Origin of the sequence: Vibrio quintilis, assembly GCF_024529975.1 — a bacterium.
GTDB classification, from domain to species: Bacteria; Pseudomonadota; Gammaproteobacteria; order Enterobacterales; family Vibrionaceae; genus Vibrio; species Vibrio quintilis.
Window position 1 is genome coordinate 1,376,911 of the sequence record NZ_AP024897.1, and the last position, 25,134, is coordinate 1,402,044.

Consider the following 25,134-nt stretch of genomic DNA (forward strand, 5'->3'; position numbering starts at 1 on the left):
CAGAACATGACAATTTGAATAAAGTCGCTGCGCAGGTGTATGGAATGTTTAGCCGGGACAGGCGCCTCAGGTTGCGGGGACAGACGCCTCAGGTTGCGGGGACAGGCGTCTCAGGTTGTCAGGTTGCGGGGACAGACGCCTCAGGTTCTGCGGGGACAGACGCCTCAGGTTCTGGGAACAGATCCCTCAGGTTAACGGGGACAGACGCCCGATTCCGGGGACAGACACCCGATTCACCGGCGGGCTCTCCGGTCAACCCCGGTTGACTTTTTGTTTTACTTTGTGTTTTTTACAATTCGTTCAATTAAAAATCATATTCAGGAGTATCTATGGAAATCCGACAGGCAACCCGGGATGATATTGACGGTTTGATCAGTCTGCTTAACCAGATTGGTCGGTTGCATCATCAACACGAACCGCTGGTGTTCACACCTCCTTCCGATGATCATCAGGCGTTCTGGCTGAAAGCACTGGAAGATGAAACCCGGTTGTTCAGCGTTGCCGTGATTGAGCAGCAAACCGGGGAAAAGATAGCCGGGTTGATTACTGCGAGAATAGATATCAATGAAACCATTCCTTTTGTCACCAGTATGCCCGTTTGCCGGATTGGGACAGTTGTTGTGGATGAACACTGCCGTCGGTCGGGAGTTGGCCGGGCGCTGCTCAAACACTGTGAGCAGTGGGCACAGGCGCATGATGCGTTTCAGACCCGTCTTGAAGTGATGAGCTTCAATGAGGCAGCCAAATCTTTTTATGAGCAGCTGGGCTATCAGCAACAGTCTGAAATCCGGGCCAAAATGCTCTGAACCGGTATGCCGGGGTTGCTTGGGTATATGTCTGTCTTATTGAGTAACTTCTTGTTTTTTCCCCGTTTCCGGGGGAAAATTCCCCCGCGTCATTTGGCTGTGGGTGAATGTTTTTTGTTTCCTGCAGACATCGTCATAACGGACAGAATGCCGGTTTCAGCCTGAGCTGACCGGGTAAGAATAATTGTAATCAGGACACAGATAATGGCTATCTACGAAAATATCGAAACATTCTGGAATTTGCCGGTTGAGGCTTATAATCCGGAAAAAGGCATCCAGAATGAGTCAGCAGCGATTCGGTTGGGTGTGGACTATGAGGCCGCGGATAGCGGGGCAAAATTGATCACATTGCTGAAGCAGCTGACCGCTGATCCGAAAGCGGGTGCGATCAAAGCACTGGTGCTGGGTGAGTGGGAAGAATCTTATGAGACCGGTGCGTCAGAGTTCATCGATTTTCTGGTTGAGCAGGCGTCGACATTCCACAGCCTGAAAGCTGTATTTATCGGTGAGATGACCGTCTCTGAAAATGAAATTTCCTGGATTGTTCAGGGCGATTATCAGGCATTCTGGGATGCTTATCCGCAGCTTGAAATGTTGACGATTCGTGGTGGTAATGAGCTCAGACTGGGTAAAACCATTTCTCACCACAACCTCAAACAACTGGTGATTGAGAGTGGCGGGCTTGGCCGTGATGTTTTGCGACAGATTGCCAATGCTTCATTACCTGCGCTGGAACATCTGGAGCTGTGGCTGGGCGATGAAAACTATGGCTGGGATGGCACGTCAGAAGATATTCACTCATTACTGTCAGCGACACGTTTTCCAAAACTGAAACATCTGGCGCTGAAAAACAGTGAAATACAGGATGAAGTGGCGCAGTTGCTGGTGCAAAGTGAGATTCTGCCTCAGCTGGAAAGCATTGATATGTCGATGGGTGTGATGAGTGACACCGGCGCGCAGGCTTTGTTGCTGTATAAAGACCGGCTTATCGGAAAATCCTTCGATCTGTCTCAAAACTACCTGTCTGATGAGATGGTGAATCAGCTGAAAGCTGCTGGCCTGAATGTGAAGGCGGACGATCAGGATGAGAGCGATGATGAAGATGATCGCTACGTGTCTGTTTCTGAATAATGGCTGTCACCTGTTCCCGGCTGTGGATTTATATTGGTCATCCTGAAAACCGGCGCAAACAGTTTTTTACTCAGTCGCTGCCGGACGGCGAAACGCTGGTGGTGCTGAGTTATCAGGCACTGCTGGCGGCTCCTTGCCTCAACAGTTACCTGCTGCACCAGCTTCATGGCTATGAGGCCGGGCAGTGGCTGGTAAAAATTGATTCTCCCGGCGAGAATTTTGCGGTTGAAAAAGCATTGTTAAGCAGGGCGCAGCCCGGTCAGTATGACGACCTGACTTTTGACAAAGGTTGTTTCCGCCATCTTAAGTTCTGGTTTGTTGCCTTTCGCCATCTGTTACTGGATCTGGCAAACACCCTGCAAAGCCTTGCATCATCCAGCCAGACCCGACTCACTTTCCTCAATACCCCGGAAGCGATTATCACCATGACAGACAAACTGTCCTGTCAGCGACGATTGATCGATCAGCAGGTGCCTGTTCCGCCGCTGTTGCCTGAGATGCAAAACTTTGAACAACTGACGGACTATATGCTGACTCACCGTTGCCGGCAGGTGTTTGTGAAAACCCGTTACGGTTCTTCAGCATCCGGTGTGATGGCACTGCGGGTGCATCCGGATGGCCGCCGGATGATTGCCAGAACCAGCCTTGAGCTGGGGACTCACGGCCGGTTTTATAATTCTCTGAAAATCAGAACTTATCAGGACAGGCAGGCCATTGCGGCATGTTTTGATGCGATATACAGCCAGCAGGGCTATTGTGAGCACTGGCTGCCAAAACCTCAGCTGGCAGGACTGGGGTTTGATTTACGGATTCTGGTGATTGATGGCCGGGCGGCACATCATGTGACCCGCTGCAGCCGCTCGCCGATGACCAACCTGCATCTGGGGAATCAACGGGGAGACATTCTGCAACATCCGCAGGGAGAAATGTGGCTGATGCAGGCCCGGCAGGTGGCGGAACAGGCCGCAGCTGCCATACCCGGCGGGCGGTGTATCGGCGCGGATGTGATATGCGGGAAAAGTGGTTTACCTGCAAATTCTGCATCCGGCAGCGATTCCTCTGAAATTCAGGCCCGCGTGCTTGAGCTCAATGCTTTTGGTGACCTGTTGCCCGGGATTGAATTTGATGGAATGGACAGCTGTCAGGCGCAGATAAAGGCGTTGTTATGCGGTTAATTTTTGATTTGGATAATACTCTGATAGATCGCGATGCTGCTTTTATCGCGTGTATTAAATCGTTGTTTTCTCAATATCGCGACACATTATCTGCAGATGAGCTGGCTGAAATATGTATGATGGACGGCTCAGGAAGAATTCCCAGAGTCGCGTTTTGCCAGGCATTGCAAAAACGTTTTGTTTTTCTTCCCCGTTGTTATGAAGATCTGTGGGCGCATTTTCGCTGTCTGCCCCGGTGGATTACACCTGATCTTCAGGTGAACCAGATGCTCGGCAGGCTTAGCCGGCAACATACGCTGGTGCTTCTGAGTAACGGCAGCAGTGAGATGCAACGGGAAAAGCTGGAACGGGCGGGTTTGAAAGACTGTTTTTCAATGATCCTGATCTCTGGTGAAGAAGGGATTCATAAACCTGAACAGGCGATTTTTTTACGTGCCATTGCAGAGCACGATGTCAGTGATTGTATGATGATTGGCGATGATCCGGTGCGGGATATCGCACCAGCCCGCGCGCTGGGATTACGTACCGCCTGGGTTTCACAGGAACCCGGCGACATTCACTGCGACTATAAAATACAAACAATCAACCAGTTGGAAGAGATCCTCAAACATGCATGATATGAATCATATCGTCGGCAGTCATGATATTGTGCTGCTGACACTCGATACCCTCCGGTATGACGTGGCACAGAATGAACTTGAGCAGGGGCGGTTGCCCGTGTTATCCCGCTATATTTCCCGCTGGGAGCCAAGACACAGCCCCGGTAGTTTTACCTATGCTGCTCATCAGGCATTTTTTGCCGGATTTCTGCCGACACCTGTTGATGACCCGCTGGCACCAAGACTGATGGCGGTTGATTTTCAGGGCAGCCGCTCTGTCGGGGCAAAGACGAAAGTGTTTGAAGCGGCAAATATTGTGGAAGGACTGACGAATGAAGGCTATCACACGATTTGTATTGGCGGCGTGGGTTTTTTCAATTTGCAGACTCCGCTCGGGCGTGTGTTGCCCGGGATGTTTCATGAAAGTCACTGGCGCGAAGAAACCGGTGTGACCTCACCGGGCTCAACCTGCCATCAGGTGGACAAAGCACTTGAAGTGTTGAGACACAGACGAGGCGATAAGCGGATCTTTTTGTTCATGAATATTTCTGCGATTCATCAGCCGAACTATTTTTATCATGGCGAAAAGGTCCTGCGGGGGATTACGGAGGATGATCTTGATTCTCATGCGGCCGCGTTAAGGTATGCGGACAGCCAGCTCGGCAGGTTATTTGATTTTTTCAGCTTCCGCCGCAGAACCATGTTTATTATCTGTTCTGATCATGGCACCTGCTACGGGGAAGATGGTTATCATGGGCACCGGCTGGCCAGTGAAGTGGTGTGGAAAGTTCCTTATGCTGATTTCGTGATGGAGGCTGGTTAATGGACGCGGAAATTCATGATTCGATTGAACAGGTGCTCAATGGACCTGTGTATCAGGCTTATGCGTATTCTTACCCGCATAAGACCGCTTACCGTGCTTTTGAGCAACCGGTCCCGCTGGAACAGGTCTGGCAGCCGGAAAAGAAAGATGCGCTGTTTTTGTATGTTCACGTGCCGTTTTGCAGTATGCGTTGTGGGTTTTGCAATCTGTTTACGCTGGTGAAGCCGGAGCAAACGCTGCCTGATCTGTATCTTGATGCTTTATCCCGCCAGATCGAAGCGCTCAGACCGGTGATTGAGCAGGCCGGTTTTGCCCGCTATGCCATCGGTGGCGGCACACCGACGTATCTGACGGAAGCACAGCTTGACCGTTTATTTACCCTGACGGACTTTGCCGGGATTCAGCCCAATACGCCTACTGGTATTGAATGCTCGCCGGAGACGATCACTGCCGGAAAAATAAAACTGCTTGCAGAGCGGGGCGTCAGCCGGATCAGCATGGGCGTTCAGTCGTTCACTGACGCGGAAGTGAAAAATCTGGCCAGAAAGCAGGATAACCGTCAGGTCAGTCAGGCGATTGATTTGATTCGTACCGGCAGCCAGGCGGATCTGAATCTGGACTTAATCTATGGTATTGCCGGGCAAACCGTCACTTCATGGCTGCACTCACTGCAGGAAGCGCTCAGATTTAATCCGGAAGAACTATATCTGTATCCGTTGTATGTCCGTGCAGCAACCGGGCTGGGAAAAATCAAAGCCGGTGACAAATACATGCCGGATTTAACCGATACGGACCGTCTGGCGCTTTACCGGGCTGGCCGGGATTATTTACTCAGCCAGGGTTACCGGCAAATCTCGATGCGGATGTTCCGCCGGGCAGATCTTAATGATGCGGACATGCCGCTGTATTCCTGCCAGCAGGACGGTATGCTCGGGCTGGGTGCCGGGGCGCGTTCTTATACACAGCGGCTGCATTATTCTTCTGAATATGCGGTTGGTCGTCACGGGGTTAAAGCGATTATTGATCACTATCATTCGCAGTCGCAGGAAGATTTCTCTGCAGCCCGCTATGGTATTGTATTGAGTGAGGAAGAGCAGCGGCGTCGGTTTGTGATTCAGTCGCTGCTGATTGCGGACGGGCTGGACAGAGTTGCCTACCAGCAACGGTTCCGTCAGGATTGTATGGCAGATTTTCCGGCACTGCAGCTATTGACAGAACGGGGTCTGGCACGGCAGACAGACATCAGCCTGATACTGACTGAGGCTGGTGTTGAGCGGGCCGACAGTATTGGCCCGTGGTTGACATCGGCGGCTGTGCGTCAGGCGATGCATGGCTATCAGATGGCCTGAACGACATGGAGCTGGATATCACTTACCGCGGCCCTTTAAGCAGCTGTAATTATGATTGCGGTTATTGTCCGTTTGCCAAAACCTTTGACGACGCTCAAACCCGGCGCAAAGACAAAGCCGCGATTGAGCGGTTTTGTGACTGGGTCACATCGAGAAGCGGCACTGATGAACTGCGCATTTTGTTCACACCCTGGGGCGAAGCTCTGGTCCGGAGCTGGTATCGCAGGGCACTGGTGCGCTTATCCCGCCAGCCTCATGTCAGGCAGGTGGTCATTCAGACAAATATGAGTGTGGCGACCGACTGGCTCAGGCAGGCTGATCTGAATACGCTGAGTTTGTGGATTACTTATCATCCGTCTCAAATCAGTCTGGAGCAGTTTATGGCGAAGGTCCGTGAACTGGATACGCTGGGGGTCAGATACAGTGTCGGTATTGTGGGGACGCGGGAGCATCAGGCGGTCGCACGTCAGCTCCGTCAGCAGTTAAACCCGGCGGTTTATCTTTGGGTGAATGCATATAAAGATGAGCCATCTTACTATCAGCCGGAAGACATTGCTTTCTACCGGCTGATTGATCCCTGGTTTGAGTTAAATCTGCAGGATTATCCCAGCGAAAATCAATCATGCCATGCCGCCGTCACGGCTGTTTCAGTGGATGGTGACGGTGATGTTTATCCCTGCCATTTTGTTAAACAGACTTTGGGGAATCTCTATCAGACAGAATTGCATCAGCTATTGCAGCCCGGTTATTTTTGTCCGAATTTCTCGTGTAACTGTTATATCGGTTACATTCATTTACAAAATATAAAACCGGCACAAGTGTTCGGTAAAAATAAATTTGAGCGTATTCCTGTTCAGTGGGAGCAAACATAATATGACTGTATGTGGTTTAGTTCATTTCTGAGTGACCACAGATATTTAATTGATACTTGTATAGAATTGCTATTAACCTATTTAACATCTTATTATTTTGATTTGCTTAAAAAAATGAAACGACGTTTTTGATTTGTTTGTTTATATCAAAAAAAAACGTTGTTTTTTCTTAAGTTTTCCTGTTAAATTCACGGCTGGAAAGTTGGCTGTTTCAGTCAGCCGGACCTCAAAGGGGTAAACCGGTTCCGAAGTGCGCAAAACTATGATCTTCGGTTTACCCCTTGACTTTACTTTTCCCCCTGCCTGATTTTGTTTTCAGATTGACCATACGCAAACGTTTTCCTCATATTATCAGTAAGTTAACAGCACAAATTTTCCCATTCGACAGATTGCCTGTTCCGGTGAAGTATGACATGATGATTTTTTCATCAACCTGAATGCCGCCATAAATAACGGGAGAAATAAGTGTGATAAGTGCTGAATTTTTACTGACATCCCTGATTGTGGTACTGATGCCGGGAACCGGCGTTATTTATACGGTGGCGACCGGATTATTTCGCGGAAAAAAAGCCGGTTTATTTGCTGCGTTGGGTTGTACGCTTGGGATTCTGCCGTCACTGATTGCAAGTATTACCGGGCTGGCTATTATTTTTCATACCAGCGCACTGGCCTTTCAGGGGGTTAAACTTGCCGGGGTGGCTTATTTACTTTATTTGGCCTGGTCGACACTGAAATCAGATAATAGCCTGGCATTTCATGAAAAACCGGAACAGAAAAGTTTTTCCCGGATTGCTTTAAAAGGCTTTCTGATTAATATTCTTAATCCGAAGCTGACTATCTTTTTCCTTGCGTTTTTACCTCAGTTTATTCCTCATCATGCCGGACATCCGGCTTATCATATGTTGTTACCTGGGATCACATTGATGGTCATGACGCTTGGTGTCTTTATGCTGTATGGCTTATTGGCGAACCGGGTCCGGCATGATGTGATTCATTCCCGGTGGGTGACGACATGACTGCAGCGGCTGTTTGCCGGTAGTTTCGCCGCATCAGGCGTGAAACTGGCACTCACTGAGCATCATTAATCTGCTGTGAATGTCCTGTCGGTCAGGGATCTGAGTGACACGATTCCTTGATGCTTGTTAGCCTATTGTTAATTTAATGATAATCTATTGTGCTGTTATCGTGTTGATTTTACATTTATTATCACATATAGTGATTTAACTATTATTTAATTAAATCGTATTTTTTGTATTTTTCTTTTACCATAATCTTCCTTTCTTTGTTTCTTTTTCATTAAATCCTGTAAAAAAATATTCAATTAACATTTTACACATCAATATATTGATGATACTTATATACATGTATATGAAAATATACGCATGTGTTTAATTATCATTGATTCACAAAGTGATTCACACAAAGGAAGTGCAAATGCAACTAAATATAAAAAAAGTTTCTGCCTGTCTTGCGTTATCTGCGATCGCCGCATATCCGCTTGCCAGTGCAGCTTCGTCAGATGTCTCAAAAATTATTAACGGAACGAAGTCGCCTCAGGGGCAGTGGCCTTTTATGACGGCTGTTGTGTCAAAAGGCAGTAGCGCTTACTACGGTCAGTTCTGTGGTGCAAGCTACATTGGTGGCGGTTATGTATTGACAGCAGCACACTGTGTGGTGGACACCACCGCCAGTAAAATTGAAGTTGTTATCGGGCTGAACAATCTGAGTAAAGAAAGCTCAGAAGGTGTGCGTGTTGGCGTGAAGTCTATCTCAGTCCACAGTGGTTACAATTCAAGCACGATGCGCAACGATATGGCTGTGCTTAAACTGAAGAAAAATGTGGATGCAACACCAGTGAAACTGGCTTCTTCTTCTGAAGCGGCGGCGTTATCATCCGGCGACAGTATGGTTGTGATGGGTTGGGGGAACCGCTCAACAAGTGGCAGTTCATTCCCTGATGCGCTTTATCAGGTGACTGTACCATTTGTTGATTTGGGTACCTGTCAGAGTCCTGGCGGTAGCTACAACAGTGTCTCTTATGACAATGTGTGTGCCGGTTTGAAACAGGGTGGTAAAGATTCCTGTCAGGGCGACAGTGGTGGTCCGCTGGTGCGTAAAGTTGATGGCGTTTACAAACAGTTTGGTGTTGTCAGCTGGGGTATCGGTTGTGCGCAGCCAAATGCTTACGGCGTGTATTCTAATGTCGGTTATTTTGATTCTACCGGCTGGCTTGAAGCACATACGCCAGGCTTAGATTTGTACTGATACAATCAGTCTCATCTTGTTTCTGAGGTCTTCAGACCTTAAGTCCGGGAAAGGCATTCATCTTCGGGTGAATGCCTTTTCTCTGATCTGCGGTAAATGATCGCATCAGGCGACCTTAAACTGAGCGACGAGCTGATGCAGCTGATCGGCCAGCCGGGCTATTTCATTACTTGAACTTTGGGTCTGATTGGAAGCAACTGCATTCTCCTGAGCAATCTGTTTGACGTTGACCACATTTTCATTAATGCTCTCTGCCACGGAGCTCTGCTCTTCTGCCGCACTGGCGATCTGAATATTCATATCATTAATCACACTGATGGCGTGAATAATGGCATGCAGGGATTCGGTGGTTTCCGCTGCCTGTGCGACGCACAGTTTAGCCTGTTCTTTTCCCTGACTCATGGCATCAACCGTGCCTTTGGTGCCGGACTGCAGTTCTCCGATAATGTTTTGTATCTCGCAGGTTGAATCCTGTGTCCGGGACGCCAGACACCGCACTTCATCGGCCACCACAGCAAATCCGCGGCCCTGCTCTCCGGCACGTGCGGCTTCGATCGCTGCATTCAGTGCCAGCAAATTGGTTTGATCAGCAATGTCACGAATGACATCCAGAATCCGGCTGATATTCAGCACTTCCTGCTCTACTTCATGGAGTTTTTGCGAGGAGTGATTCACGTTATCTGAAAGCGCATTGATTGACTCAATGGTTCTTTCGACCACACCGGCGCCGGATTTTGCTTCCCGGTCGGCATCCCCAGCCGCATCAGCAGCTTTGGCTGCGTTATCTGCCACATCATGGACAGTGGCCGTCATCTCATTCATCGCTGTTGCGACCAGCTCAGTTTCAGATTCCTGCTGAACAATCCCTTTAGAGGTCTGCTCGGTCACAGTGGCCAGCTCCTCAGAGGCAGAAGCCAGTTCCGAACTGGCACCGGAGATGGTTAACATCATCCGCTTCAGGTGCGTTGCGGTGTTTTGCACCGCCTGGAGTAGCAGGCCGGTTTCATCGCGGCTGGTTTTTCCGATATTGATGGTCAGATCACCCTGTGCCAGCAGGTTTGCTGCATTCACAGCCCGGTGAATCGGTTTGGTGATCGTGATGGTCAGCAGATACGCTGCGGTTATACCGAGCGCCACAGCAACAACAGATAATAAGACGGTGATTTGAATACTTCTGGCGGTATTTGCTTTGAGTGCCGGTCCCAGTTTTTCCTGTTCCTGCATCACCGATGACTTGATTTTTTCAGCATCAGCAGCAATCTTTGGCCCGATTTTGTTGAGCGTGCCGTGAATCATCTGATTTCTCTGTTCAATGATCTGATGAATATCCTGCATGTCACGGATATAGCTGGTGTGAGCCGCCTTAAAGCCGGAAAACAGACTGCGGATCTCTGCATTGTGCACATACTGATCAAGTGAATTGATATCACGGGTCAGTGACTGTCCCATATTTTTCATCGCAATATCAAAATCTTCACGGCTGTTTGACTGCATGAATTTAACCACAAATAAACGGCCGGTCAGCATTTTTTCCTGAACCTGGCTGGCGAAATAAATCAAGCCGTCGTTATTATTCTCACGGGCCATGCTGATGATCTTCGTGATAGTGTCATCCATTGTCTGGCCATTTGGGGTCAGGTGCTGTTCACTGAGCGTTTTTCTTTTCTGCATTAAGCGGATGACCTGATCAAATGCACTGCGGTAGCTGGCTATTTCTGAACTGATGTTGTTCACCAGCGCTGAACGTCCGGAATGGGTAATCTGCTGCCGGGACTGGTTCAGCTCGTCCATCATGACAGACAGATACTGATTGTATTGAGCCAGACTCTGCGCATTCTTCGTGCTCATGTAATCTTTAACATTCATCCTGACCATTAACATATTCGCCTGCAACCTGCTGGCCAGAATGGTCTCTTTGGCGAGTTCCCTGTACTGAGCAATACCATCATTGGTATACCTGAGCGCATAGATACCTGCGCCGAGAGTAATAGATAAAAGAATCAGGATAATGCCGAATCCTGCACCGATTTTTAATCCAAGCTTCATATCTTTTAACATAGCTTCACCTATCTGAGTTGGTTTTCTGACAGGGGGGTAAACCGTTCACATAATCTGAGTTGCCGGGCATGCACGGTTTGTTGTCTTTTGTGTTTCTTTTAACAATGAATACCAGTATGCCCTTTGATTAAGCAGAGTTAAGAATTCGCCGGTACATCTATAAATCTAGTCGATATAAATGTGAAATTCTTGGCATACAAATAGTTGAATATCAATCTAAACGGGAAATAAACAGGAAATTGTATGGTAAAAGTTGCTGGTTTTTTAAACAGAAGCTGCTGAATTATGACGATTTGTACCCAGATCAGGACTCAATTTCAAATAAAAAACATTAACCACAAATAGGGTATAAAAAATATATTTTTTTATGATTTGGAACGGCATTTAATGGGGCTGGATCATGTTTTAATCCTTCCGTTTCCCGGCAACGTGAGTCATTCCTTGTCAGTTGTCCGGGGATTCATGTCTCCACAACACAGGTAATATCATGATAGTCAATAATATTTCTGATGAACTTATCAGTGAAAAGTCCAAAAGAGAGTGGCTTGAATACTGGATGCACTTCAGTGCCGGTAAAAATAAATTTTGTAGTGAAGTGAACTGTATCGAAAACCATGAACATGGCGTCCTGGTGAATAAGTCTTCCGATCCGGATAATACTCAGATTTTTGTTGTGCCGCTATGCAAAGCGCATAGTGATAACTTCAAACGTCAGCTGGAAATTGAAGACGGGACTGAAGTGATTCCGGCCAATCTGACACTTTGATTGCGCAGGAAAAGAACGCTTTCGGGAGGGATGACGAAGCGTTCGCTGTTCCTGTTTTTCCTGTATTCAGGACGGTTTTTTGCGATTTCCCTGACGGTTGGTTCTGGGTATTTATCGCTGTGTTCCGTTGATTTCCTTTGGCAATTTCTTCTGGTTATTTTCTTATGATTTTCTCTGGCTGTTTTGTTGCTATTTTGTTGCTATTTTTTTTGGTAAACGCGCTCCGGTCTGCCGACCCGTCCGTGTTGAATCACTGCATTTAAATATCCTTTGGCCGTGAGAAATTCCAGATAACGGCGGGCCGTTGTTTTACTGATGCCAATCTCTTTTCCCAGTGTTTCTGCGGTATAAATAATTTCTTTGTCACCGAAAGCAAAAGTGACTTTATCGAGTGTCAGCTCATCGATGCCTTTGGGCAGTTGTTGCAGGTGTGCTGATTTTGACTGAAAGTTAAATAACTCGTCCACATGTCGCTGGCTGATGCTGTCATTCGCTTTCAGTGAACTGGTGTATTTCAGATAACGATCCAGCGAGTCAGACAGGCGATCGTAAGAAATTGGTTTGAGCAGATAATCAAACACACCGCACCGCATGCCTTCACGAACCGTTTCCATATCATTGGCTGCGGTGATAAAAATCACATCCGGCGCATGTTTGTTGGTCGTCATTTCTTTGAGCAAATCAATGCCTTTACCATCCGGCAGATAGTTATCCAGCAGGATGAGTTTGGGCTTCAGCAACTGAATCATCTTCCGTGTCTCAGCCAGATTTCTGGCAATACCGATCGGCCTGAAACGTTGGGTTTGCTGAAGATAATCGACATGAAACTCAGCAATGTTTGTCTCATCTTCAACAATCAATACGTCATAATTTTCCATGGTTCAAACCCTTGTTTGGAATAAATAAAGAAAAAATAGTGCCAGCAGGTTCCGCCTCATCAATGAGAATTTCACCACCAACGCGGGTTACAAACTGATGCACCAGCCACAGACCGATACCATGTCCTGGCTGTGTTTTACTACTGCTCCCTTTATGAAACAGGGAGTCTGCTATTTCCGGAGGGATTCCGGTGCCGTTATCGGCGACTTCAACGATGAGTTCTTCAGCATTGTCGTCTGAAATCAGGATGGAAACAAATTTATTGCTTTCGGGGTTTTTCAGGGTTGCCTCATAGGCATTATCGAGCAGGTTGCCGAGAATCGCTGCCAGTTCATCTTCAGTGAGCTGCACAGGTGCCTGTCGAAGGCAGCAGTAAGGGTCAAATTCCAGGGTCAGCCCGAGTTCTTTCGCCCGGCTGTATTTCCCCAGTAATAAGCCTGCAATTACCCTGGAATTAAAGGTCGTGGAAATAAAGTCGATCAGCTTCTGGTGCGTTTCAGTTTCTTTACGGATCGCCTGCAATGCCTGATCATACGCTCCAATCTGGATGAGCCCGCTGACGGTCGAAAGCTTGTTGGCATATTCATGGCTCAGTACCCGCAGGTTGTCGGTCTGAAAACGTTCCTGAGCCAGCTGTGAGGTCAGGGTATTGATATCGTTACGCCGCCGGAAACTCACGACCCAGCCGGCATGTTCTTTACCTTCCCAGATTTGTACCCGGGTTGCCACCAGAGTTTCACCGTTACAGGTAATGACTTCATGACGCCGCTCCTGCGGGTCGGCATCGCCGCTGACTTTCCGGCCGACGAAGAACCCGGCCGGTGTAATGAATTGATTAATTAACTGACCCCGCAGGTTGTCAACATGCCGGGCAATGCCGAGAATTTTCAACGCCTGCTGATTGGCAGATAAAATCCGGCCGCGTTTGTCCACGGCGAGAATGCCTTCATAAACTGCTTCAAACACGGAGTTTTGAATCCGCAGTGACAGGGCGATTTCTTTGGGTTCCATACCATACATCTGGCTTTTGATATGGCGGGAGAAGAACCAGGCGCCCAGCGATGAAAAGCACAGAATAATCAACAGTGCAAAAAAGAACGGATAAGAATACAGGTACAGCCAGTTACTGACGGTTTCCAGCAGATAGCCGACGGAAATGACGCCGATAATATCACCGTTTTCTGAAAAGACCGGTGATTTGCCCCGGATGGAAAAGCCCAGGCTGCCTTTCTGAACTGAGTAATAATGCAGCCCCTGCTTCAGGGCTTTGACACTGTCACCGCCCTGCATCGGATAGCCGATTTTAGATGCATCCGGATGGGCCAGCCTGATCCCGTTTTTATCACCAACCACAATAAAGCTTGCATCAGAAATCTTTTGCAACCGTTTAATTTCCCGCTGAATCGCCGGAATATCATGCTTGTTGATGGATTCAATTAATTGTGGATCACTGGCGATTTCTCTGGCCTGAATAACGGCCCGGGTACTGACCTGATGGTTGAGGGTATCAGAAAGAATAAAGTGGAAAAATCCGGCGATCAGCAGCAGTTGAAAGGTCACGACGATAAACAACAACGCCCAGACACGCTGGCGGAAGGAAAGACTGTGAGAGAGTTGACTGAACACAAATGACATCGGTTAAAACATTACATCCCGGTTTTATTTCGTCTGTTAATGACCGTCTGATAAAACTATCAAAAATAAGAAGGAAGAACACTGATCCGGATCTATTCCATCTTCCGAATCGTGTGTCTTCCTTCAATATCATTAGCCGATCACATATTTAATCATAACACCGGCAGCCACGGCAGAACCGATAACACCCGCAACATTGGGGCCCATCGCATGCATCAGCAGGAAGTTTTGTGAATTCGCTTCCAAACCGATTTTGTTCGATACCCGTGCTGCCATCGGCACCGCGGATACACCGGCAGAACCAATCAGCGGATTGACTTTCTGTGAACTGAAGCGGTTCATCAGTTTTGCCATCAGGACACCGGCCGCAGTACCGATACAAAATGCGATAATTCCCAGTGCCAGGATACCGATGGTTTGTGGCTGCAGGAATTTATCCGCGACCAGTTTTGAACCGACCGACATACCAAGGAAAATGGTCACAATGTTGATCAAACCGTTTTGAGCTGTGTCAGACAAACGTTCAACCACGCCACATTCACGCATCAGGTTACCGAAACAGAACATGCCCAGCAGTGGTGTCGCTGAAGGCAGCAGCATCGCAATCAAAAGCAATAACATCAGCGGGAAGCAGACTTTCTCCAGCTTGCTGACTTTACGCAGCTGCTGCATGGTGATCTGACGTTCACTTTCTGTAGTGAGTGCACGCATGATCGGTGGCTGAATCAGCGGAACCAGTGCCATGTAAGAGTAAGCCGCCACAGCAATCGCACCCAGCAATTCAGGTGCCAGCAGGCTGGACACGTAAATTGCCGTCGGGCCGTCTGCACCACCGATGATGCCGACAGCTGCCGCCTGAGCCACACTAAAGTCCATCACACCCATCGTGCTCAGGCCAAGTGCGCCCAGAACGGTCGCAAAGATACCAAACTGAGCCGCTGCACCCAGCAGCAGGGTTTTCGGGTTCGCCAGCAGCGGACCAAAGTCCGTCATCGCACCCACGCCCATGAAGATCACCAGCGGACCGGCACCGGAGGCAATGACCACGCTGTAGAACTGATACATCATGCCATCGTTGTATTGATACTGTTCAGCCAGCAGGTGGATATTGGCCAGCTGAGTCGGCGTCGCCAGGGCAAGAGCATGCTTAATATCAAGTGCAGAAGTGGTGTGAAGATCGAGCACATTGGCAAAAGCGGTCATGACTTCCGGCTTCGCGGCATGCAGGGCACTTTCAACCGCTGAAAGTGCCAGACCCGCGTCTGGCAGGTTCGCCAGAATACCACCGAAGCCAATCGGCACCAGCAGCAGTGGTTCGAACTGTTTGACGATAGCCAGATACAGCAGCACCAGGCCGACAATGAGCATAATCGCCTGTCCCCACTGCAGGTGGAACAGGCCAAAGTCATTGATTAATGCAGTAATTTTTTCCATTTCTGATTCGTTCCTTATGCCAGTTGAAGTAATGGTGCGCCAACTTCAACCGCATCGCCTTCAGAAACATCGATTCCTGCAATTGTACCGGCACGGGGTGCACGGATTTCTGTTTCCATTTTCATCGCTTCAAGAATCAGCAGGACATCGCCTTCTTCAACGGCTTCACCGGCTTTTGCATGAACTTTCCAGATGTTCCCTGCCAGCGGGGCATTCATGGTTTCAGCATCGGCTGCAGCAGGGGTAGGCGCTGCCGGCAGAGAGGAGGAGCCGGCAGACGCCTGTGGAGCAACCTGTGTGACGTCACCGCCTTCGCTGACCTGAACAACATAGCTCTGGTTATTGACTGTGATGGTGTAAGTTGCGTTTTCTGTATTCATGGATTTTTTCTCTGATTTCTTTTGATTTGTTGATGGTGAATTTGCGGATTCAGCTTGTGGTACCGGTTCAAATGCATCCGGATTGCCGCGGTTTTCGAGGAACTTCCAGCCGACCTGAGGGAACAGTGCGATGGTCAGGACATCGTCAATCTTGTCTTTTGCCAGCGGGATGTTTTTCTGGCCTGCTTCTTCAGTCACCTGAGTGACCAGTTGTTCCATTTCCGGTGCCAGCAGATCTGCCGGGCGGCAGGTGATGGCTTCGCCACCTTCCAGCACTCTTTCCTGCAGTGCCTGATTGACTGGTGCCGGAGTGCGGCCGTATTCGCCTTTCAGGACGCCGGCTGTTTCCTTGGTGATGGTTTTGTAGCGTTCGCCCATCAGGACGTTGACAACTGCCTGAGTACCTACGATCTGTGAAGTCGGTGTGACCAGCGGTAAGCTGCCCAGTTCTTCACGAACCCGCGGGATTTCCAGTAACACTTCATCCAGTTTGTCTGCCGCATTTTGCTGTTTCAGCTGGCTTTCCATATTGGTCAGCATGCCGCCGGGAACCTGTGCGACGATAATGCGGGAATCTGAACCTTTGAGCTGACCTTCGAAAGCGGCGTATTTTTTACGGACGTCGCGGAAGTATGCCGCGATGGATTCCAGGGCTGCGATATCCAGACCTGTGTCGTATTTGGTATCTCTCAGTGTTGCGACGATAGATTCTGTTGCCGGATGGCCATAAGTGCCGCTCATCGATGAAATCGCAGTATCGACGCGGTCAACGCCGGCTTCAATTGCTTTGAGAATCGTCATGTCAGCCATACCGGCTGTTGAGTGGCAGTGCAGGTGCAGGTCAACATCGACCTGTTTCTTCAGTGTGGAGACCAGTTCAGAAGCATGATACGGCGTCAGGATACCGGCCATATCTTTAATCGCAATCGAATCAACACCCAGTTCAGCCAGTTGCTGAGCGACATCAATCCAGGTGCTTAAATGGTGTACCGGGCTGGTGGTATAGCACAGCGTCCCCTGTGCGTGGGCGCCTTGTTTTTTCACTGCCGCGATAGCCTGCTGCATGTTGCGCGGGTCGTTCATCGCATCAAATACCCGGAATACATCCATTCCGTTTGCGACTGAACGCTCAACAAAACGATCAACAACATCATCCGCGTAATGGCGGTAGCCCAGCAGGTTCTGACCCCTTAATAACATTTGCAGCGGGGTTTTCGGCATAGCCTGTTTGAGCAGACGCAGTCTTTCCCACGGGTCTTCACCTAAAAAGCGGATGCAGCTGTCAAATGTTGCACCACCCCAGCATTCCAGAGACCAGTAGCCGATGCTGTCCAGTTGCTCTGCGATAGGCAACATGTCGTCGATGCGCAAACGGGTGGCAAATAAAGATTGGTGTGCATCACGTAATACGACGTCGGTAATGCCAATTTTTTTTACTGATTCAGACATGAATTCTTTTTCCTTTTACAGCAAATAGTTTGTTTTTGTTATGAGGTCATTTTTTTGTGATGAACCGCAGCAGCGAGGACAGCGACCAACTGCTCATCGTTGGCCTTCGGTTGTGCTTTTTTCCGGGAGCCAGCGGATGCAGGCGATGTCGCCGGAACAGGTTGATACCTGCCCAGCATTCCGGACATCGCTTTCATGGCAAAGACCAGAAAGACCAGAAAAGTAAAAACGAACCCCATCCCGAGTACGAGCAGGTTCAGACCTTCAGCGAATAAATTTGTATCCATTGAATTCTCCCGTTGATAAAAGCCAAAAGAGAGCAGCCCCAGAGGGTCTGCTCTCCGTCAAGTAAAAAAGGTTTAACCGCCTAACATGCCAAAGACCACACTGGCAATAACCAGTACGATGCCTCCTCCCAGACGGGACGAGATTTGCGCGTAAGACAGCAGGCTCATCCGGTTTGAAGCAGCCAGTACTTCAAGGTCACCAGAACCGCCACGGTTTGCCATACACAAACCAGCAGTGATTGAGGATTCAATCGGATAAAAGCCCATGATCCAGCCACCCAGTGCTGCGCCGAAAATGGCACCGCAGACAATCAGAGTTGCTATGATCAGGTTGGTGAAATTCAGTGCATTGATAATTTCACCCAAATCGGTATATGCAATCCCTACACCAACCATCAGCATCCAGAGCATTTGCTTGGAGAAGAAGTTCGCCAGACGTTTTGCGCCTTCTTTCATTTGGTCGGTACAGATACCACTTGCGTTAATGATGGCAATCAAAATAACCATGTAAGCAAAGGTATGAATTTTCACGTTGCCGAAACCTGGCAGAATGTGTTTAGACAGTGCGTAAGCCAGGGTATAGACAGAAGCTGTCAGCATCAGGCCGATTGCAATTTCACGCGGCGTGATGTCGGGCGCTTCGTGCTCTTCAACATCGAAAGATGATTTACGCAGAAGCTCACCTTTGCCTGTCAGAGCCGGCATTTTCTCGCCGATACCGTTCAGAACCGCAGCAGCAACAATCGCGACAATGTTAGCGATAGTCAGAATCGCGATAGCAATTGAGTAATACTGTTCTTTTGAACCACCGGTGACCGCTTCATAAATTTCAGACAGCGGAATTGCACCGGCACCGTTACCGCCGCCCATGATAGGAAGCACGTACAGCATCATGATGCGATCCAGCGAAATACCGAAAATCATCCCGCCGATAATTCCCATAATGGACGCACCGAGAACGGCTGCCAGAATGGTTGGAATATAACCGACCAGAGACTTTAACAGTAATTTACGGTTCACAGCCAGAATAGAGCCTGTAATTAAAACTGCAATGAAAAGATCCAGAAAATCTGTCTTTTTCATCACAGAAGTGACCGTCGATATTTCCCGCTGTGTCAGTAGTCCGGCATGAACAAACCAGGCCGCGACTAAGAAAATCATTACAGGTGCGCCACCGATATATTTATTGAAAATCGGTAAACGTTTACCAATTTCACCGAAAAGGGCACCAATGACAAACATAAAACCAAAACCACCCACAATATTTTTTGGAAGTGTGTCGGTAATATGCACAATAAATGTGATTAAGAGTAAAAAGAAAAACACTGGTAATGATAATCCGAATATTTTTATATTGGATACAGCATTAAGTCCAGTATTCTGACCTTCGTTTATCGTTAGTATTTTTTGATTCATCGTATTTTTTCCATGTTGATGTAACCATATCCAATTTATAGAATTAAAAATACCCCTACTGTGAGTGTGATCATCGAAATTTGTGGAATAAAAATAGATTTATGAACTTTATGAATTTAATTGTCCAGAGTTAAAAACATTAAAATCATAAAGGTTTTTTAGTGAGAAAAAATAGTTGACATTGATCATTACTTTTTAAGGCGGATTGACTCATTATGCTCTCATTGAGAGACGGAGATAGTTTGATGCCTGACCTAGTGCTGAGTAGGGTCAACAACAGACAACAGGATAAGTTGTCGGAGATAGCCGACTTTCTGGGTGGCTTTGATCTTCTTATCGACAAGGATGTTGAGTATTTTGTTGTTGCGTATTCCAGAAACACATTTGATTCCAGAGACATAGCGTATTCCGGAGCATCTGCCGATGCGAAGGATAAAATAGTCGCCTGTGGCGGTATTGCCGGTAATATTTTGAAATCCATTGCCATCTCCCCCGAATTGCATGGCACGGGTTTTTCACTGACGTTAATGACAGAACTGACAAGTCTGGCTTACGAGATGGGACGTTACCATTTGTTCCTGTTTACCAAGCCACAGAATGTGAAGTTATTTCGTCAGTCCGGCTTTTTTCCGGTTGAACGGGCCGATGATAAATTGGTTTTATTAGAAAATAGTCAATGTAATCTGAAAAACTACTGTCGAAAATTAAACCAGAAAAAAGTAAATGGAAATAAAATAGGCAGCATCGTGATGAATGCCAATCCATTTACACTGGGTCATCAATATTTAATTGAGCAGGCAGCAAGTGATTGTGACTGGTTACATTTATTTGTTGTAAAAGAAGAGTGTGAATTCTCATATAGTGATCGTTTTGAAATGATTAAACAGGGAACATCACATATTCCGAATATTACCATTCATCCCGGTTCAAACTATATTATTTCGAAGGCAACGTTCCCAACTTATTTTATTAAGTCTCAGGGATTGATTGATTTTTGTTATACAGCTATCGATTTGCAGATATACCGGAAATATATTGCACCTGCACTGGGTGTGACGCACCGCTATGTGGGTACGGAACCCGAATGTGTTGTTACCCGTCACTACAATCAACAGATGAAACACTGGTTAACCTGTACTGAAATCAGTGCACCGCAAATTGACGTGGTTGAACTGCTGCGCCGATCTGTCAATGACCAGCCGATCTCTGCATCAACAGTGCGCAAATTATTGAAAGCGGGTGATGATGATGGCCTTGCCTCATTTTTACCCCGGACGTCGATTGATTATATCCGCGAGCATCTTCCGCAGAAGATACATCGTCGCGATACGTTTGTGGCGGCCTGAGGCCGGATGACCCCGGGCTGTACTGAAACAAGTTAGTGAATAAAAGGTTTTTCAATGAAGATAATACGACCCGCCTTTGCCGGGACACTGGAGTCCAGTGATTTACAGGTCCGGATAACTCCGAACCCTGAAGGAGATATTGAAATCTCTCTAGACAGCACAGTACAGAAGCAGTTTGGTGCTGCGATCGAATGTGTCATCCGTGAAGTGCTGAACAACATGAATGTCAGTGCAGCAACGCTGGAAGTCGAAGATAAAGGCGCTTTGGACTGTGTAATCAAAGCACGGGTTCAGGCCGCCATCATGCGGGCAGCTGACAGCAGCGATATTCAGTGGAGTACATTATCATGAGCCAATTACGTCGTAGCATGCTGTTTGTTCCGGGCGCGAATGCAGCCATGCTCAGCAACACTTTCATCTACAAGCCTGATGCCATCATGTTTGACCTTGAAGACTCGGTATCTCTGCGGGAAAAAGATACAGCGCGCCTGTTAGTCTTTCATGCACTTCAGCATCCGCTTTATCAGTCTGTTGAAACCGTTGTACGGGTGAACCCGCTGGAATCTGAATTTGGTTTGCATGACTTGCGCGCCGTGGTTCGTGCCGGGGTTGATGTGGTGCGTTTGCCAAAAACAGATACGGCAGAAGATGTGCTGGAAATGGAACGTCACATCCGCGATATCGAACGTGCCTGTGGCCGCGAAGTCGGCAGCACAAAAATGATGGCAGCAATTGAAAGCGCCATGGGTGTGAATAACGCAGTTGAAATTGCCGGTTGTTGTCCGCGCCTGATCGGGATCGCACTGGGTGCCGAAGATTACGTGCGTAACCTGCGTACACAACGTTCACCGGAAGGGACAGAGTTACTCTTTGCCCGCTGTACCATTCTTCAGGCAGCACGCGGTGCCGGCATTATGGCATTCGATACCGTTTATTCCGATGCAAATAATGAAGAAGGATTTTTGCGTGAAGCCGAGCATATCAAGCAACTTGGTTTCGATGGCAAGTCACTGATTAATCCGCGTCAGATTGAAATGATTCACAACGTATTTGCGCCGACACAAAAAGAAGTCGACTACGCGAAGCGCGTCATTGAAGCCGCTGAAGAAGCATTAGAGCAGGGGCTTGGTGTGGCGTCACTGAACGGAAAAATGATCGATACACCGATTATTGAACGGGCACGCTGGACGCTTCAGAAAGCGGAATCAGGAATCAAGCAATAAAGGCAGTCACATGAAAGAATTTGAATCAGAGCAAAAAACAGGTCATGCAGCGCATCTTCATTGTGTGCTTCCTGCATCATTACGTCCTTTCAGCGATGCGAATGCCATGACACCTCATTTAGCGGATGCAGCGCAAAAACTGCAGCGCAAACTCAAACCAAACCTGAAACAGGCCATTATCGACTCCGGTCTGAAAGATGGTATGACGATCTCTTTCCACCATTCTTTTCGTGGCGGCGATAAAGTGATCAACATGGTGATGGATGTCATTGCAGAAATGGGCATCAAAAACCTCACCCTGGCATCCAGTTCACTGACTTCAATCCATTCACCGATTGTGGGTCATATCGAAAATGGTGTCGTGGGTAAAATTTATACTTCCGGTATCCGTGGCGAGCTGGGTGAAGCGATTTCAGCCGGTTTGCTGAAAGAGCCGGTTCATATTCACTCTCACGGCGGCCGGGTTCACCTGGTTCAAAGTGGTGAACTGAATATTGATGTGGCCTTTATTGGCGTACCTTGCTGTGATGAGTTCGGTAACGCGAACGGTACTCAGGGTAAATCCCGTTGTGGTTCACTGGGTTATGCCAAAGTGGATGCACAGAACGCGAATCACGTTGTGATGCTGACTGAATCACTGGCGACTTATCCGAATCACCCTGCATCGATCACGCAGGATTACGTGGATGCGGTTGTTCATGTCGAAGAAGTCGGTGACCCGGCTAAAATCGGCGGTGGTGAAACACGTCTGACTTCAAACCCGCGTGAACTGCTGATCGCAAGAAGAGCGGCGGATGTGATTATTAATTCCGGCTTCTTTAAACAGGACTTCACGATTCAGACCGGTTCCGGTGGTGCATCGCTGGCTGTGACCCGTTTCCTTGAAGATGAAATGGTTCGGCAGGGGATCACGGCAGAATTTGGCCTGGGTGGTATTACTTCAACGATGGTTGCGCTGCATGAGAAAGGGTTAATCAAAAACCTGCTTGATGTGCAGTGTTTTGATGGTGGTGCAGTGGATTCACTGTCACGCAATCCGAACCACGTTGAAATCTCTGCCAACGAGTATGCCAACCCTTCATCAAAAGGTGTTGCCGTTGATCGCCTGGATGTGGTTATCCTCAGTGCACTGGAAATTGACACTCAGTTTAACGTCAACGTCATTACAGGTTCTGATGGTGTGATTCGTGGTGCTTCCGGTGGTCACTGTGATACTGCGGCAGGTGCGAATCTGGCGATTATCGTCGCGCCACTGGTTCGCGGACGTATTCCGACTGTGGTTGACAAGGTGCTGAATGTTGTCACGCCGGGTCAGTCAGTGGATGTGCTGGTAACGGATCACGGCATTGCTGTGAACCCGAATCGTCCTGAAGTGAAGGCGCTGCTGGAGAAAGCAGGTCTGCCGGTCTTTGATATCGAAGCACTGTCAGAGCGCGCAACCATGCTGACCGGTAAACCGGCACCGATTGAATTTGATGACCAGATTGTCGCTTATGTGCGTTACCGCGATGGTTCGGTTATTGATGTGATTAAGAAGGTGAAAGAATGACAGAAGCTTGCAATGAACAGACCGTCAGCCTGAAGGCTGACGATCATGACACTGCCAGCCTCGCTGATCCGGCCCGTGACCACGGGCCGGTTGTCGGGCTTGAAGCAGTGCTGGCGAATAAAGAAGCCAGAGTGAAACGACAACGGGACTGGCTGAAACGTCACGGCATGCCGCTGGTGTCTTTTTCTGTCAATATGCCGGGGCCGGAAAAAATGACCGGTATTTCAAAACAGATCTTTAAGCAAGGTGTTCAGGCGATTGAAGCGGCCTGTAAAGAGCTGGGCTGGACGATTGCCGGTGAACAGATTTTACTGCAGGAAACCGGGCCGGAAGGTATTTTTGCTATCGACGCCCGCAGTGCCATGATGCTGAAAAAGCAGATGATCACCATCGAAAGAAGTCATCCTCTTGGCCGGCTGATGGATCTGGACGTGTTGGATGAATCCGGAAAGATCATTTCCCGCAAAGGGCAACAAATGCCCCGGCGCAAATGTTTGATCTGTGATGAAGATGCCGTGGTTTGTGCCCGCTCCCGAAAACACCCGCTGGATGAACTGATTCTGCGGATTAAAGAGATCGTAAATGATGAGCAGTGTTGCCGTTAATCTGTTAATGAATCCGGCTGTATCCGGACAGACTGTACCGGTCGATTCAGCCGGAGACAGATTTTTTTCACTGGTTGCCGGGCTGGCTTATCATGCCATGTTGGTTGAGGTGCATCTGACACCGAAGCCGGGGTTAGTTGATTTGCTGACCAATGGCGCGCACACCGATATGGATGTGCCTTTGTTTGAAGCCAGTGCGTCTTCTATCCGGCCTTATCTGATTCGCTTTCTCGATGCGGGGTTGCGTTTTTCTGAACAGCCCGCAGACGGTTTGCTGCGTGTGCTCCGTCCCATCGGTCTGGAAGCTGAGCAGGCAATGTTTGCTGCGACAAAAGGTGTAAATACCCACAAAGGGATGATTTTTGGTCTGGGCCTGGTGTGCGGGGCGATTGGCTGGCTGAGAGGGAAAGGCTTAACCGTGAATGCGCAGTATATCAGTCAGACGATTAAACGCTGTTGTGCCTGTCTGGTGGTGGATGAGCTGAAACATCGCCATGTTCAAACAGATCACCAGCCTGTGACTCAGCCGGAACCCCGGGAAACACACGGCGAATTTCTTTACCGCGAATATGGCCTGACCGGTGCCCGTGGTGAAGCTGCATCCGGTTATCACACCATTCTCAGCCACAGCTTACCGGCTTATGAACAGGCAGTGTCCAACGGGTATTCCGTTGAGCAGTCACTATGGCAAACCCTGCTGGTACTGATGGCAAATAATGAAGACACCAATGTGGTCTCGCGTGGCGGGATGCACGGATTGCGGTTCGTCCGGACTGCGGCTGAATCCCTGTTATCTCAGGGCGGTTGTGCCAGCCCGGCACTGGAAGCGTCATTGATTGAGTTAGACAAAGTCTTTACAGAGAAACGGCTCAGCCCGGGCGGCAGTGCTGATTTACTGGCAATGACATGGTTACTGTCACAGATTGAAACGCTCGACAGAACCGGATTTTATTGATTTTTCTGTCCCGGTTCATACGTAGGGTGAGAATAGTTCCATTTCTGAAGATTACTCTGTTTGCTGATGATGCCCTGTCTGCAGAAAACGCGTATAAAACACTGCGTATATAAACCCAACAACCTGAAGATG

Annotated in this window: 23 protein-coding genes; 16 read left to right on the forward strand and 7 right to left on the reverse strand. The window is 48.4% G+C overall.

Going from position 1 to position 25,134, the window contains the following annotated elements; all coding sequences use genetic code 11:
• Positions 1–329: 329 nt before the first annotated feature.
• The 9 genes from OC443_RS06470 to OC443_RS06510 all read left to right on the forward strand — a co-directional run bounded on the left by OC443_RS06470 (position 330) and on the right by OC443_RS06510 (position 9,020).
• The gene (locus OC443_RS06470; protein WP_073580072.1) at positions 330–806 is read left to right on the forward strand and encodes a GNAT family N-acetyltransferase; all 477 of its coding nucleotides are present in this window, start codon (positions 330–332) and stop codon (positions 804–806) included.
• 204 nt (positions 807–1,010) lie between these two features.
• Positions 1,011–1,937, forward strand: coding sequence for an STM4015 family protein (locus tag OC443_RS06475; protein WP_083601524.1), 927 nt, complete (start codon positions 1,011–1,013; stop codon positions 1,935–1,937).
• Complete coding sequence (locus OC443_RS06480) at positions 1,937–3,112, forward strand: STM4014 family protein (protein WP_073580073.1); 1,176 nt, start codon at positions 1,937–1,939, stop codon at positions 3,110–3,112. The genes OC443_RS06475 and OC443_RS06480 overlap by 1 nt, the downstream gene beginning before the upstream one ends.
• Positions 3,103–3,729 (forward strand): HAD family hydrolase, encoded by a 627-nt coding sequence (locus tag OC443_RS06485; protein ID WP_073580074.1) that lies wholly within the window; start codon positions 3,103–3,105, stop codon positions 3,727–3,729. The genes OC443_RS06480 and OC443_RS06485 overlap by 10 nt, the downstream gene beginning before the upstream one ends.
• Positions 3,722–4,534 carry an STM4013/SEN3800 family hydrolase gene (locus tag OC443_RS06490; protein ID WP_073580075.1) on the forward strand — a complete coding sequence of 271 codons (813 nt, stop codon included), beginning with the start codon at positions 3,722–3,724 and terminating at the stop codon, positions 4,532–4,534. The genes OC443_RS06485 and OC443_RS06490 overlap by 8 nt, the downstream gene beginning before the upstream one ends.
• On the forward strand, positions 4,534–5,883 hold the full coding sequence (locus tag OC443_RS06495) for an STM4012 family radical SAM protein (protein ID WP_073580076.1): 1,350 nt from the start codon (positions 4,534–4,536) through the stop codon (positions 5,881–5,883). Before OC443_RS06490 ends, OC443_RS06495 begins: the two co-directional genes overlap by 1 nt.
• Complete coding sequence (locus tag OC443_RS06500; protein ID WP_200796889.1) at positions 5,829–6,755, forward strand: STM4011 family radical SAM protein; 927 nt, start codon at positions 5,829–5,831, stop codon at positions 6,753–6,755. Before OC443_RS06495 ends, OC443_RS06500 begins: the two co-directional genes overlap by 55 nt.
• Before the next feature lie 467 nt (positions 6,756–7,222).
• Positions 7,223–7,771 (forward strand): LysE family translocator, encoded by a 549-nt coding sequence (locus tag OC443_RS06505; RefSeq protein ID WP_234976328.1) that lies wholly within the window; start codon positions 7,223–7,225, stop codon positions 7,769–7,771.
• Between the two features lie 418 nt (positions 7,772–8,189).
• Positions 8,190–9,020: a S1 family peptidase gene (locus tag OC443_RS06510; protein WP_073580078.1), complete on the forward strand. Its 831-nt coding sequence runs from the start codon at positions 8,190–8,192 to the stop codon at positions 9,018–9,020.
• A 105-nt stretch (positions 9,021–9,125) separates the two neighbouring features.
• Here OC443_RS06510 and OC443_RS06515 read toward each other — a convergent pair whose 3' ends face one another.
• Positions 9,126–11,078, reverse strand: coding sequence for a methyl-accepting chemotaxis protein (locus tag OC443_RS06515; protein WP_073580079.1), 1,953 nt, complete (start codon positions 11,076–11,078; stop codon positions 9,126–9,128).
• A 487-nt stretch (positions 11,079–11,565) separates the two neighbouring features.
• On the opposite strand from OC443_RS06515, the gene OC443_RS06520 reads away from it, so the two are divergent.
• Entirely contained in the window at positions 11,566–11,844 is a 279-nt protein-coding gene (locus OC443_RS06520) for a hypothetical protein (protein WP_073580080.1), read from the forward strand.
• Between the two features lie 200 nt (positions 11,845–12,044).
• Here OC443_RS06520 and OC443_RS06525 read toward each other — a convergent pair whose 3' ends face one another.
• The 6 genes from OC443_RS06525 to citS form a co-directional block, all read right to left on the reverse strand.
• Positions 12,045–12,722 carry a response regulator gene (locus OC443_RS06525; protein WP_073580081.1) on the reverse strand — a complete coding sequence of 226 codons (678 nt, stop codon included), beginning with the start codon at positions 12,720–12,722 and terminating at the stop codon, positions 12,045–12,047.
• Positions 12,709–14,358, reverse strand: a complete 1,650-nt coding sequence (locus OC443_RS06530) for an ATP-binding protein (RefSeq protein WP_073580082.1) — start codon at positions 14,356–14,358, stop codon at positions 12,709–12,711. Before OC443_RS06530 ends, OC443_RS06525 begins: the two co-directional genes overlap by 14 nt.
• 132 nt (positions 14,359–14,490) lie before the next feature.
• Entirely contained in the window at positions 14,491–15,792 is a 1,302-nt protein-coding gene (locus OC443_RS06535; RefSeq protein WP_073580083.1) for a sodium ion-translocating decarboxylase subunit beta, read from the reverse strand.
• Positions 15,793–15,806: 14 nt separating this feature from the next.
• Positions 15,807–17,621, reverse strand: a complete 1,815-nt coding sequence (gene oadA, locus OC443_RS06540) for a sodium-extruding oxaloacetate decarboxylase subunit alpha (protein ID WP_073580084.1) — start codon at positions 17,619–17,621, stop codon at positions 15,807–15,809.
• 38 nt (positions 17,622–17,659) lie between these two features.
• The gene (locus tag OC443_RS06545) at positions 17,660–17,908 is read right to left on the reverse strand and encodes an OadG family protein (protein WP_073580085.1); all 249 of its coding nucleotides are present in this window, start codon (positions 17,906–17,908) and stop codon (positions 17,660–17,662) included.
• 72 nt (positions 17,909–17,980) lie between these two features.
• Positions 17,981–19,324 carry a citrate/sodium symporter CitS gene (gene citS, locus OC443_RS06550; RefSeq protein ID WP_073580086.1) on the reverse strand — a complete coding sequence of 448 codons (1,344 nt, stop codon included), beginning with the start codon at positions 19,322–19,324 and terminating at the stop codon, positions 17,981–17,983.
• A 245-nt stretch (positions 19,325–19,569) separates the two neighbouring features.
• On the opposite strand from citS, the gene citC reads away from it, so the two are divergent.
• Genes citC through citG form a run of 6 tightly spaced genes read left to right on the forward strand, consistent with a single transcriptional unit; the run spans position 19,570 to position 25,002 of the window.
• Positions 19,570–20,670: a [citrate (pro-3S)-lyase] ligase gene (gene citC, locus OC443_RS06555; RefSeq protein ID WP_073580087.1), complete on the forward strand. Its 1,101-nt coding sequence runs from the start codon at positions 19,570–19,572 to the stop codon at positions 20,668–20,670.
• A 54-nt stretch (positions 20,671–20,724) separates the two neighbouring features.
• Complete coding sequence (gene citD / locus OC443_RS06560) at positions 20,725–21,021, forward strand: citrate lyase acyl carrier protein (protein ID WP_073580088.1); 297 nt, start codon at positions 20,725–20,727, stop codon at positions 21,019–21,021.
• On the forward strand, positions 21,018–21,893 hold the full coding sequence (gene citE / locus OC443_RS06565; RefSeq protein WP_073580089.1) for a citrate (pro-3S)-lyase subunit beta: 876 nt from the start codon (positions 21,018–21,020) through the stop codon (positions 21,891–21,893). The genes citD and citE overlap by 4 nt, the downstream gene beginning before the upstream one ends.
• 10 nt (positions 21,894–21,903) lie before the next feature.
• Positions 21,904–23,442: a citrate lyase subunit alpha gene (citF, locus tag OC443_RS06570; RefSeq protein WP_073580090.1), complete on the forward strand. Its 1,539-nt coding sequence runs from the start codon at positions 21,904–21,906 to the stop codon at positions 23,440–23,442.
• Complete coding sequence (gene citX / locus OC443_RS06575) at positions 23,439–24,047, forward strand: citrate lyase holo-[acyl-carrier protein] synthase (RefSeq protein WP_083601525.1); 609 nt, start codon at positions 23,439–23,441, stop codon at positions 24,045–24,047. Before citF ends, citX begins: the two co-directional genes overlap by 4 nt.
• Positions 24,048–24,054: 7 nt before the next feature.
• The gene (gene citG, locus OC443_RS06580; protein WP_234976332.1) at positions 24,055–25,002 is read left to right on the forward strand and encodes a triphosphoribosyl-dephospho-CoA synthase CitG; all 948 of its coding nucleotides are present in this window, start codon (positions 24,055–24,057) and stop codon (positions 25,000–25,002) included.
• The last annotated feature ends 132 nt before the right edge of the window (positions 25,003–25,134 follow it).